The organism is Plantactinospora siamensis (assembly GCF_042434095.1).
GTDB lineage: Bacteria > Actinomycetota > Actinomycetes > Mycobacteriales > Micromonosporaceae > KBS50.
In genome coordinates this window covers 411,648-423,236 of record NZ_JBHLUE010000011.1, presented here as the reverse complement: position 1 = coordinate 423,236, position 11,589 = coordinate 411,648, and the positions used below count along the sequence as shown (strand labels likewise).

General features: G+C 74.5%; 9 protein-coding genes and 1 pseudogene. All 10 read right to left on the bottom strand.

What is annotated here, in order from left to right; all coding sequences use genetic code 11:
* Positions 1 to 19: 19 nt before the first annotated feature.
* The 10 genes and pseudogenes from ACFFHU_RS14995 to ACFFHU_RS14950 all read right to left on the bottom strand — a co-directional run bounded on the left by ACFFHU_RS14995 (position 20) and on the right by ACFFHU_RS14950 (position 11,482).
* Positions 20 to 1,162: an FHA domain-containing protein gene (locus tag ACFFHU_RS14995; protein ID WP_377339237.1), complete on the bottom strand. Its 1,143-nt coding sequence runs from the start codon at positions 1,160 to 1,162 to the stop codon at positions 20 to 22.
* Positions 1,163 to 1,859: 697 nt separating this feature from the next.
* The gene (locus ACFFHU_RS14990; protein WP_377339234.1) at positions 1,860 to 2,909 is read right to left on the bottom strand and encodes a fatty acid desaturase family protein; all 1,050 of its coding nucleotides are present in this window, start codon (positions 2,907 to 2,909) and stop codon (positions 1,860 to 1,862) included.
* Positions 2,910 to 3,150: 241 nt separating this feature from the next.
* A pseudogene (gene cutA, locus ACFFHU_RS14985) lies at positions 3,151 to 3,468 on the bottom strand (divalent-cation tolerance protein CutA); the annotation flags it as partial.
* 9 nt (positions 3,469 to 3,477) lie between these two features.
* Positions 3,478 to 4,560: a 1-acyl-sn-glycerol-3-phosphate acyltransferase gene (locus tag ACFFHU_RS14980; protein WP_377339232.1), complete on the bottom strand. Its 1,083-nt coding sequence runs from the start codon at positions 4,558 to 4,560 to the stop codon at positions 3,478 to 3,480.
* Positions 4,560 to 5,393, bottom strand: a complete 834-nt coding sequence (locus tag ACFFHU_RS14975) for a patatin-like phospholipase family protein (protein ID WP_377339230.1) — start codon at positions 5,391 to 5,393, stop codon at positions 4,560 to 4,562. The genes ACFFHU_RS14980 and ACFFHU_RS14975 overlap by 1 nt, the downstream gene beginning before the upstream one ends.
* 53 nt (positions 5,394 to 5,446) lie before the next feature.
* Positions 5,447 to 6,484: a glycosyltransferase family 4 protein gene (locus ACFFHU_RS14970; protein ID WP_377339791.1), complete on the bottom strand. Its 1,038-nt coding sequence runs from the start codon at positions 6,482 to 6,484 to the stop codon at positions 5,447 to 5,449.
* 116 nt (positions 6,485 to 6,600) lie between these two features.
* Positions 6,601 to 7,275 carry a BON domain-containing protein gene (locus ACFFHU_RS14965; RefSeq protein ID WP_377339228.1) on the bottom strand — a complete coding sequence of 225 codons (675 nt, stop codon included), beginning with the start codon at positions 7,273 to 7,275 and terminating at the stop codon, positions 6,601 to 6,603.
* Positions 7,276 to 7,514: 239 nt separating this feature from the next.
* Positions 7,515 to 9,167 carry a trypsin-like peptidase domain-containing protein gene (locus tag ACFFHU_RS14960; protein ID WP_377339226.1) on the bottom strand — a complete coding sequence of 551 codons (1,653 nt, stop codon included), beginning with the start codon at positions 9,165 to 9,167 and terminating at the stop codon, positions 7,515 to 7,517.
* A 51-nt stretch (positions 9,168 to 9,218) separates the two neighbouring features.
* On the bottom strand, positions 9,219 to 10,784 hold the full coding sequence (locus ACFFHU_RS14955; RefSeq protein WP_377339224.1) for a sensor histidine kinase: 1,566 nt from the start codon (positions 10,782 to 10,784) through the stop codon (positions 9,219 to 9,221).
* A complete protein-coding gene (locus ACFFHU_RS14950; RefSeq protein WP_377339222.1) occupies positions 10,781 to 11,482 on the bottom strand; it encodes a response regulator transcription factor in 702 nt (233 codons plus the stop codon). Before ACFFHU_RS14950 ends, ACFFHU_RS14955 begins: the two co-directional genes overlap by 4 nt.
* Positions 11,483 to 11,589 lie beyond the last annotated feature (107 nt).

The window sequence follows — 11,589 nt, the reverse complement described above, 5'->3', positions numbered from 1 at the left end:
AAGGGGCCCTTCCTTCAGCTCAGGCGAGCGGGCGCATGGTCATGGTGGGCGCCTCGGCCATCACCGAGGCGGGCGCGTACGTGGCGCCCGAGGGCAGGTCCGCGGCCCGGCCGACCTGGACGCCGGGGTAGAGCTCCACGAAGTCGCCGGGGGCGAGCACCCGGCTCTGCCGGTGCCCCAGCGGGATCCGCCGCTCGTCGTCCAGCGATCCGCCCGGGCGGATCCCCGAGCCGTTGGTGCTCACGTCCCGCGCCACCAGCTCCGAGCCGCGCAGCTCGAACTCCACGTGGCTGCGGCTGATCCAGCGGCGGGATTCGTCGTTGAGCCACTGACCGAGCATGATGCCGCCGCCCTCCTCGGGCGCCCGGCCCACCGCCACCGGCCGGTCGGCCACCACGAACCGACCCCGCACCAGCCCGCCGACCCGGATCGCCATGATCGCGAATCGGGGGCGGCCGCCGGCATCGGTCAGCGGCCGCTCGTGCCGGGGGCAGGTGGGCGCCCCGTTGCGCAGCGTGGGCGGCGCCTGGCTGATCGGCGCGCGCTGCACCCGGGCCAGGTCGGCGAACGCGCCACCGCCGCCGCCGGCGCCGAACAGCGCGCAGCCGGGTTCGGGGCAGCGCCAGAGCCGGGCCAGCAGCCGCGCGCCGGCCGGCGACGGCGCCGGCGGACCGGGTACGGCCGAGCCGCCGAGGTGCGGCGCCAGGGTGGGGCCGCCGGGGCCCACGACCGGGGCGAGCAGCCGGGCCGGCTGCCCCAGCCAGGGGAACCGGCCGCGCAGCCCGTCGAACCGGGCCCGGGTCAGCAGCGGCAGGCCCAGCAGGTCGGCCACCTCCAGCAGCCGGTCGCCCGGATTGGCCAGCACCTCCACCAGGCCGTCGTCGGCCCAGCGGCGCACCACCATCCGCTCGTTCGAGGTCAGGTCGGCGTCCGACAGCAGGCCGCGGTGCACCACCGCGTACACCTGGACGCCGTCCTCCTGTAACTGCCGCCCGAGCGCGTCGATGACGATCCCCAGCCGCAGCATGCTGGCCGGGCGCCCCTGGTCCAGGTCGGTGAACCGGACCACCTCCGCCAGGTCCACCACGGCCCGGACCAGCGTGGGATCGGTGGTCACCCGACCCTCGATGGTGTCCAGGACCTTACTGATCTCGAATCTCACGGCGCTCCCTCCACCAACCGCTGACCCTACCGCCGCGCCCAGGATGGCGGTCCGCTGCCTGCCGCAGCCCGGTCGTGAGCACGTCCCGAAGGTCGGGACGACGGCTCGGATCGGCCCGGGCCCGTCGGCCCGGCGCGAGGAGCCGGGCCGGCCTCGGCGACCTGCGGCATCGCTTCGGTCTCGTGCCGACGGCTACCCTCCGTCGCCATGCCGGCGACCTGCGGACAACACGTCCGGACGCTTTGCTCTGCTGCCACCCACGCACCAGTAACACCGGGTAGGCGCCGGTCCGCCGAGGCGCCACGGGCGCTCCAGACATTCGCCCAGCTCAACCCGATGGTGCGTGGAGGGCAGCAGAGCAAAGGGGAAGCGGGCGTCGAACCGTCGACGGCGGGAGTTACGCAGGGTGCAGGCGGCGGGTCGCTGACCCGTCAATCACCGTCGGTCATCCAACGGCGCCGTCGGCCCCCGGCCGCGAACCGGCCGCCGCTTGCCGGGGCCGCGAACCGGCCGGAGGGCCGCCCGTCCAGGACCGGCCGGAGGGCCGCCCGTCCAGGACCGGCCGGAGGGCCGCCCGTCCAGGACCGGCCGGGGGGCCGCCCGGCCGGGAACCGGCCGCCGCTCCGCCCGCGAACCGGCCGCCGCTCCCTCCGGGCGCGAGCCGGGCCCCGAGGAAGCCCACGGCCCGCCGGGGGCGCTAGCCGCGCAGCGGGGCGCCGACCGCGTGCAGGTGCCGCAGCGCCTGCCCGTACGAGTCGAGCAGCCCGGTCTGCTCGTACGGGACGCCGTGCCGGGCGCAGTACGCCCGCACGATCGGCTGGGCCCGGCGCAGGTTGCCGCGCGGCATGCTGGGGAACAGGTGGTGCTCGATCTGGTAGTTCAGGCCGCCGAGCGCGAGGTCCACCACCCGCCCGCCGCGCACGTTGCGCGAGGTCAGCACCTGGCGGCGGAGGAAGTCGAGCCGCTCGTCGCCGGCCTGCATCGGCATTCCCTTGTGGTTGGGCGCGAACGAGCAGCCCAGGTAGATCCCCCACAGCCCCTGGTGCACGGCCACGAACGCCAGCGCCCGCAGCGGGGACAGGGTGGTCAGCACCGCGCCCAGGTAGCCGGCGGAATGCAGCAGCAACAGCGCGGCCTCCACCCGCCGGTGCCGCATGGGCGTCCGGTAGCCGCCGTCCGCCGCCCGGCCGAAGACCGCCCGCACGCTCGCGACGTGCAGCGCCAGGCCTTCAAGCGCCAGCATGGGAAAGAACAGGTACGCCTGCCGGCGCGCCAGCCACCGGGTGAAGCCGCGGGTGGCCAGCGCCTGCTCGGCGGTCCAGACCAGCGCGCCCGCGCCGACGTCCGGATCCTCATCCTCGTGGTTCGGGTTGGCGTGGTGCCGGGTGTGCTTCTCCACCCACCAGCCATAGCTGAGCCCGGCCGCGAGGTTGCCGGCCAGCAACCCCACCACTTCGCCGGGCAGCCGGCGCCGGAACATCTGCCGGTGCCCGGCGTCGTGCCCGAGGAACGCGACCTGGGCGCTGGCCACGGCCAGCAGCACGGCCACCAGCAGCTGGGCCCAGGCGTCGCCGGTCAGGAAGAACGCGACCCAGCCGGCCACGAACAGGCCGCCGGCCAGGACCGCGTACCCGAGGTAACCCGCCGGGCGGCGGTCCAGGAGGCCGGCCCGGCCGATCAACCGCGACAACTCCGCGTAATCACTCCCCCGCCGACCGGCAGGGGTAGTCACAGCCTGCACCGTCACAACGACCCCGTTTCCCGTGGTGGGCACCGGTCCGGGTGGATCGGCGCCTCCCCCAGTCTTCGGGCCGGGATCGCTGTGGGTAATCCCGCGCGCCCCCGGATGCCGGGTGGGGCCAGCCCTACCCGGCGTCCGGGGGCCCGCCGGCCGCCGCCGCCCGACCGCCGTGGCCGGCCACCGCAGGGCCGCCGGACGCCGCCGGACCGTCGGACGCCGCCGGGCCGTCGGACGCCGCCGGCGCCGGCGGGCGGGTCTGCGCGTGGACCCAGGCCGTGTAGTCGGGGTTGCCGGACCGGGTCCGGGCCACCTCGATCTCCGGCACCTCGTACGGGTGGGCGGCCCGGATCTGCGCGATCAGCGCGTCGACCCGGTCCGGCGCGGTCTTGAACCGGACCACCCACTCCCGGGTGGTCTCCACCCGGGAGTCCCACCAGTAGATGCTGTCCACCGGGCCGCCGACCTGGGCGCACGCCGCCAACCGGTTGGTGACGGCCGCGGCGCCGAGGGCGTCGGCCACCGCCCGGGCATCGACGACGGTGGTGACGATGTCGAACTCATCCACGACCGGACCCTACGCCGGCGCCCCGTCCGGCCGGTTGGTCTCGGCCGGCGCCCCGTCCGGCCGGTTGGTCTCGGCCGGCGCCGCGTCCGGCCGGTTGGTCTCGACCCACTCGTCGATCCGGGACCACCACTGGAACAGCCAGTCGATGCGCTCCTGCCGGTCCGCCGGGATCTCCTCCGGCGGCACCGACCAGAACCGCATGATGATGGCCTTGTCCATCGGCAACTCCCGCCAGACGTCGGCCACCGTGGTGAGCCGGTCCAGCCCGGTGTGCGCCACGAAGATGACTCCGGCGTCCGGCGCCGAGTCCAGCGCCGCCAGCACCCCGCCCGGGCGCGGGGCCAGGACGTTGCGCATGCCCTCGGCGCGTACGGCCATGTCATCGAGCCCGCGCGACCGCAGCCGCGCGATGGCCCGGATCCGGCGGCGCGGGGTGAAGTTGCCGCCTTCCGGAAAGATCACGAAAGCGTCGTTCTCGTCCAACCCCCGGGCCAGGTGACCCACCTGCTCCACCAGCGACTCGCCCGGGCCGGGCTCGGCGGTGACGAACCGGCTGGGCAGCCGGTTGAGCATCACGTCGACCGCCGGATCCCACTGCAGGGTGTCCTTGAGGACGATCCGCGGCTCCCGGGAGAACCAGTTGACCAGGGCGTGGATCAGGATGAACGAGTCGCCCGGCCCGGCGTGCCGGCAGAGCACCAGCTCCGGCCGGCCCGGCAGGGCCACGTCCGGGTCGGTGCCGACGACCTCGAAGCGCAGCCGCAGCGTCCAGCGCACCTGCCAGAACAGCACGCTGAGGAACTGCCCGACGAGCACGTAGTGCGCCCGCTGGAAGGCCGGGGACCGCTTCCGCCAGCCGAATCCGGACGCCAGCCAGAGGACGAAGAGGGCCAGCACCGCGGCGGCGTCCCAGACGATGTAGACGCACGCCATCCAGAGCACCCGCAGCGGCCGGAGCCGGCCGGGCACCACCGGCGAGACGGCGGCGGCCAGCAGCAGCCACACCGGCATCGTCCCGGCGAGCAGCGCCGCGAACACCACCATCGCGGGCGCCAGCACGACCCGCCGGATCCACCGGGGCGGCAGCGGCATCAGCGGTCCCCGAGCGCGTCCAGGTAGTGCCGGGAGGCCGTGTACGCCCGGCTGATCCGCCGGCCGACCGCGGCCATGTCCCGGTACGCCCACGGGGAGTCGTCGCGCGGGTCGAGCCCGCCGGTGGGCAGCACATGCACCGCCACCCCGGGCGGCAGCGCCGCCATGTCCCGGGCGAACCGGTGCCGGCGGGCGATCTCGAACGCGACCTGGGCGATCTCCCACGGCCGCCGGGGCGGGCTGAGCGGGCGCTCGATGCGGCCCACCTGGAGGACGAAGATCCGGGTGGCGCCGGACCGCACCGCCTCGCTGATCGGGATCGAGTTGACGATGCCGCCGTCGATGTAGTGGCTGCCGTCGATCTCCATGGGCGGCAGCAGCCCCGGGACGGAGGCGGAGGCCAGCACGGCGTCCACCACCGGGCCGCGGTCGAACCAGTGCTCGGCGGCCCGCTCGATGTTGGCCGCGCAGCACCGGAACGGCACGGCCAGCTCGGCGAACGTGCGACCGACGCCGAGCTCCCGCTCCAGCAGCCGGCGCAGCGGGACCGGCGAGTGCAGGTGGGTGCGGGCGGCGAACCGGCGCAGCTGGCGAGCCACGGAGTCGCCGTACACCTCGCTGGCCTCCGGGGACGACCAGAGCCGCACCAGCCGGTCGGTGACCTCCTCGCGCGGGTCGGCCGCCACCAGCGCGCCGTTGACCGCGCCGATGGAGGTGCCGACGACCAGGTCGGGCCGGATGCCGGTGCGCAACAGCGCGCGCAGCATGCCCACCTCGACGGCGCCCAGCACGCCGCCGCCGCCGAGCACGAACGCCACCGGGCCAGCCGTCATCATCCCATCCTGGCAGCCCCCGTCGATCTAGGGCAAATGGCCGCGATCGGCGCTCAACTCACCACCAGATTCCCCAGCTCGACGGGGAGCGCGAGGGAGCGGTAGACCCGCTCGTAGCCGTCGGCCATCCGCTCCGCCGAGAAGCAGCGGCGGACGTGCGCCACGCAGGCGGCCGGGTCGATCGCGCCGGTCTCCCGCAGCGCGGGCGCCAGGTCGACCGGGTCGTCGCAGATCAGTCCGGTCTCGCCGTGGTTGACCAGCTCGGGCACCGCTCCCCGGTTCAGCGCCACCACCGGCGTGCCGGTGGCCATCGCCTCCAGCATCACCATGCCGAACGGCTCCTCCCAGCGGATCGGCATGATCAGGCTGCGCGCCTCCAGCAGCAGCCGCTGGGTGGTGGCCCGGTCGGTGTTGCGCAGCACCGTCACGTCCGGGCCGGCCAGCGGCTCGATCACGTCCCGCAGGTAGTCCTGCTCGACCGGCTCGTTGCACTTGCCGGCGAGCACCAGCGGCAGTCCGGCCGCCCGGCAGGCGTGCACGGCCAGGTCGGGGCCCTTGTCCGGGACGTACCGGCCCAGCCAGAGCACCGGCCCGGCGCCCGGCCGCGACTTGGCCGGCAGGTCGCGGACCAGTCCATTGTGTACGACGGCGGCCCAGGGCAGCCCCGGGCACAGCCGGCGCTGGGCGTCGGAGATCGCCACGAGCGCCACCGAGGGGTCCACCTCGGCCAGGATGTCGGCCAGCTCGCCGGTGGGCCGGTTGTGCACCGTGGCCACGGTCGGCACCGGCCGGCGGTCGGCGAAGACCGGGCCGGCGGTGGTGTGGTCGTGCACCACGTCGAACGGCTCCTCGGCGAGCATCTGGTCCACCCGGTGCAGGTGGGCCAGCTCCGGCAGCAGCTGGCCGACCCGGTCCTCCCCCGGCCGGGGCATCGAGGCCACGAACCGGGCCCGGGTGCCGGTGCGCTCGCCCGCCCCGAACAGCGTCACGTCGTGACCGCGTTCCGCCAGCGCGTCGATCAGGGCCGCGCAGACCTGCTCCAGCCCTCCGTAGCCGGGCGGCGGCAGCTCGTACCAGGGCGGCACGACCATCGCGATCCGCAACGGCCGGGCCGGACCGGCCGGCCCGACCGGGCCCGTGGGGCCGCCCTCGGCCACCGTCGGGGCGGCGGGAAGCTCGTTCACCGCGTGTCCTGCATGGCGCCGCATCAGGTGACCACCGTGATGTGGTCCTCGACCGCGCTCACCCCCGGCGCCGACCAGGCCACCCGCTCCGCCTCCTCCCGTTCCAGCCAGGAGTGCACGGTGCCGGTGAGCACCACGGCGTCGCCATCGACCCGTACGACGATCTCGTCGGCGTCCGTCTCCAGGCTGCGGACCAGGGCGTTGCGGATGTCCCGGACCAGCTCCGCGGGCGCGGGACGGTGCGCCGGGCGGACGGCGACCAGGTTGGTCACCCCGCGCACCCCGGCCAGCCGGCGGACCGCCCGCTCGGCCGCGCGCTTCTGGTAACCCCACTCCACCTCGCCGCGCAGCATCACCCAGCCGTTGGAGACGGTGACGTCGAGGTTCTCGATGGGCACGAAGGCGTCCCATTCGAGCGCCCGGGTGGCCGCGGTGGCGATGTCCGGGTCGAGCCGCTCGGCCGCGCCGGGCAGGCGTACCTCGATGTCGTTGGCCACGGCCCGTACGCCGCGCAGCCGGTGCGCGGTCCGCTCAGCCGCCCCCTTCTTGGCGTAGCTGTCCACCCAGCCGGTCAGCGTCACCACGCCGCCGTTGACGGACACCCCGACCTCGTTGGGTTGAACCCGCGCCTCCCAGCGCAGTTCCGCCAGCACCGCTCGCTGGATCTCGACGTCGTCCCGGGACATCGCCGTGGTCATCGCCGCTCCTCCCCCCGGCCATCGCCGGCCCGCGATGCCGGCAACCGCCACTTGCGATCCTGGGGGCGGTACGGGTGAAGCGCCCTCGCCCGGAGCGGGTGAGCGCCGGGGCGGCCCGGGGAAGACCCCGGCGTACGCGGCCCGGGGAGACCCCGGCGTGCGCCGAGAGAACGATGGCGGGTGCGCCGACCAACCCCCTTGGCCGACGCACCCGCCATCCGCGGGTGGAACGTCTGTGGTTAGGACGACTCAGCGAGCGTCACGGTTGCAGTCTTCTGCTCCCCATTTCGGGTGTAGGTCAGTTGCACCTGGTCACCGACCTTGCCGCCCTGAACGGCCGCCACGAGGGCGTTGGAGTCGTTGATCGCCTTGTCGCCGAACTTGGTGATCACGTCGCCCTGCTGCAGGCCCGCCTTGTCGGCAGGGCTGTTCTGCACGACCGAGTTGACCAGCGCCCCGCCGTTCTCGGCGCCGGCCACGCTGACCCCGAGCGACGGGTGCGAGACCTTCTGGCCGGAGCGCAGCGCCTCGGCCACCGACTTGGCCTTGTTGCTCGGGATGGCGAAGCCGAGCCCGATGTTGCCGCTGCCCTGCCCGGAGGTGGCGATGGCGCTGTTGATGCCGATCACCTCGCCGCGGGTGTTCACCAGGGCGCCACCGGAGTTGCCGGGGTTGATCGGCGCGTCGGTCTGCAGCAGCCCGGAGATGGACTGGCCGCCCTGTTGCGGCTGTTGCTGCTGGAACGGGTTCTGCGGCTGCTGGTTCTGGTCGCTTGCCTGGATCGTGCGGTCCCGGGCGCTGATGATGCCGGCCGTCACCGAGCCCTCCAGGCCGAGCGGGCTGCCCAGCGCCAGGACGGTGTCGCCGACCTGCATGGCGTCGCTGTCGCCGAAGGTGGCGGCGGTCAGGTTGGACACCCCGGACGCCTTGACCACGGCCAGGTCGCTCTTGGGATCGGTGCCGACGATCCGCGCCGTGACGTTCTTGCCGTCGGCAAAGATGATCTTCACGGTGTTGCCGTTGGCGCTGGCCACCACGTGGTTGTTGGTGAGGATGTAGCCGTCGGCGCTGAGGATCACGCCGGATCCCTCGCCGCTCTCCGTGGTGATCGACACCACGCTGTTCTGCACCTTGGCCGCGATCCTCGGCAGGTCGCCCTGGTTGAGCACCGGGGCCGCCGTGTAGGTCCTGGTGACCGTGCTCCCGTGGTCGACGGCGAGCGCGATCACGCCGCCGGCGATGCCGGAGCCACCCATCAGGGCCAGCGCCACGGCCGCCGCGGCGACGTACCGGCCGACCCGGCTGGGCCGGGCCGGGGGCCCCGCCGGGCCCTGCGCCCAGGCGGGCTGCTGGTCCCCGGCGCCGTACGGCTGGTGCGCCGGGCCCTGTCCCGTCCCGGCGTACCCCGGGGCACCCGCCCAGCCCGACTGCTGGGCCTGGTGGGTGGGCTGCTGCCACTGCGCGTGCGGGTGCCCGCCCGGGGCCGGCTGGTACGCCCCACCGGGCTGGCTCTGGTACTGCCCGCCGAGCGGCGCCTGCGGACCGGCGGTCTGTCCCGGGTAGTGCCCGGACGCCGGGTAGCCGGCCGGCGGGTAACCGCCGAGGCCGCCCTGGCCGGACGGCGGGTCGCCGAGGCCGGCGGCGCCGCCGTAGGGCTGCCCGGAGGCCGGCGCGCCCGGAGCGGACGTCGGCGTGCCGGGGCCGGACGTCGGCGCCCCCGCGGCACCGAAGGCCGGTGTCGCCGGGTCGCCGGGCCGCTCCGGCGCGGCGGGCTGGGAGGGGACGGAGCCGGACTCGCCGCGCTCGGCGCGGGACAGCTCGGCGGTGGGGTGCGACGACTCGGCGTCGGCGGACGCCGGCGGCCGCTGCGGGTCGTTCTCGTGCTCGGTCATGTCTTTACTGTGCCCCGTGGCACTTCGACCGAACTGTAGCCCCGCTGTAGGTTAGCTGAGAGCATCGTCGTCCGGCGCCGGGTCGGGCAGCCGCGGCAGCCGTACCCGGAAGGTGGCCCCGCCGCCCGGGGTCTCCACCGCCTCCACCGTGCCGTGGTGGGCGGCCACCAGCGCCGCCACGATGGCGAGGCCGAGCCCGGTGCCCTGGTTGGCGCCCGCGCGACGGGTGCGGGCGCTGTCGGCCCGGTAGAACCGCTCGAAGACCCGCTCGGCCTGCTCCGCGGAGAGGCCCTGGCCGGTGTCCGCCACCTCCACCACGGCCAGGTTGCCGGTCTCGGCCCGCAGCCGGACCTCGATGGTGGCCTCCGCCGGGGTGTGGCTGAGCGCGTTGGTCATCAGGTTGGTGAGCACCTGCCGCAGCCGGGCGTCGTCGCCGAGCACCAGCAGCTGGCCGGAGCCCGGCTCCACCGAGAGAGAGATCTGCCGGTCCGGCGCCACGGCCTGGGCGGCCTGCACGGTGTCGGCGGCCAGCACCGGCAGCTCCACCGGGGCCAGCTCGAGCGGTCGCTCCCGGTCCAGCCGCGCGAGCAGCAGCAGGTCCTCGACCAGCAGGCCCATCCGGGCCGCCTCGTCCTCGATCCGGCGCAGCAGCCGGGCCGAGTCCTCCGGCGTGGTGACCGCGCCCTGCCGATACAGCTCGGCGAAGCCGCGGATGGAGGTCAGCGGGGTGCGCAGCTCGTGCGAGGCGTCGGCGATGAACTGCCGCATCCGCTCCTCGGAACGCCGGGCCCGCGCCTCGGACGCCTGCGCGGACACGGCCGCGTCCCGGGCCACCGACTCGGCGTGCCGGGCCGCGGTCTCCGACGCGGCCCGCGCGGTGAAGGCCGTCTCGATCTGGCTCAGCATCGTGTTCAGCGCCCGGGACAGCCGGCCCAGCTCGGAGGTCGGCTCCGGCACCCCCGGTTCGGGGTCGGGGATCCGCCGGGTCAGGTCGCCGCCGGCGATGGCCCCCGCGGTCCGCTCGATGTCCACCAGCGGGCGCAGGCTGGTCCGGACGATGCCCGCGCCCACGCTGGCCAGCAGGATCAGCACCCCGCCGCCCACCAGCATGTCGATCCAGAGCAGCTGCCGGACCGCCTGGTCGGAGTCGTTGATGCTCTGCGCGAACACGGCCAGGCGTCCGTCGGGGAGCTGGATGTAGAGCATCCGCCAGCGGAGGCTGCCGTCCTGCGCCAGCGTGGTGAAGGGCTTGTTGAGCCGGTCCCGGTAGCCCTGCGCCGACCCGGGGAGGACGGGCAGGCTGGCGGTCTTGAACCGGTTCTTGTCGTACGCGGTCTGCACCTGCCCGTTCTGCTGCCGGAGCGCCACGAAGTAGTCGGTGGGCGGCCAGTACTGGGCGTTCGCGTTGTCGGGCAGCGTGCTCAGGTACTGCACCGAGCTGGCCGCCGTCTTGAGTTCCCCGTCGGCCTGCCCCACCAGGTAGTTGCGCAGGAAGTACGCGGTGGCCAGGCTGATCACCAGGAGCGCGGCGGCCACCAGGGCCAGCACCGCGGCCACCAGCTTCACCCGCAGCGGTACGCCGCGCAGCTGGCCCTTCAGCGCGAGCGGGCCGGTCACGCCGCCGGCTTGCGCAGCACGTAGCCGACCCCGCGGAGGGTGTGGATCAGTCGCGGTTCGACGGTGTCCACCTTGCGCCGCAGGTACGAGATGTACGACTCGACGATGTTGTCGTCGCCGCGGAAGTCGTAGTTCCACACGTGGTCGAGGATCTGCGCCTTGGACAGCACCCGGTTGGCGTTCAACATCAGGTAGCGGAGCAGCTTGAACTCGGTGGGCGAGAGCTGCACCCGCTGGCCGCCGCGGTACACCTCGTGGGTCTCCTCGTCCAGCTCCAGGTCCGCGAAGGTCAGCCGGGAGGTGGCCGGCTCGCCGCTGGTGGTACGCCGCAGGACGGCGCGGATCCGGGCGGTCAACTCCTCCAGGCTGAACGGCTTGGTCACGTAGTCGTCGCCGCCGAGCGTCAGCCCCCGGATCTTGTCGTCGGTGGCGTCCCGAGCGGTCAGGAAGACCACCGGCGTACGGGTGCCGCCCTCGCGCATGATCCGGATCACCTCGAACCCGTCCAGGTCGGGCAACATCACGTCGAGCACGACGAGATCGGGCCGCCGGTCCCGGGCGGCGGTCACCGCGGCGCTGCCGCTGGTCGCGGTCGCCACGTCGAAGCCCGCGAAGCGGAGGCTGGCGGAGAGCAGTTCGAGGATGTTCGGGTCATCCTCCACGACGAGCAGTCTCGCCTCGGTCTGCGGAGTGGCCATGGGCCCCATCATCCGCCGCCGCGCTGCGCGGCCGCTGGACGCCGCCTGAAAAGACCCTGTACGTCGGGCGGCCGGCGGCCGTCACCGGGCGGTGACACGGCGGGTCG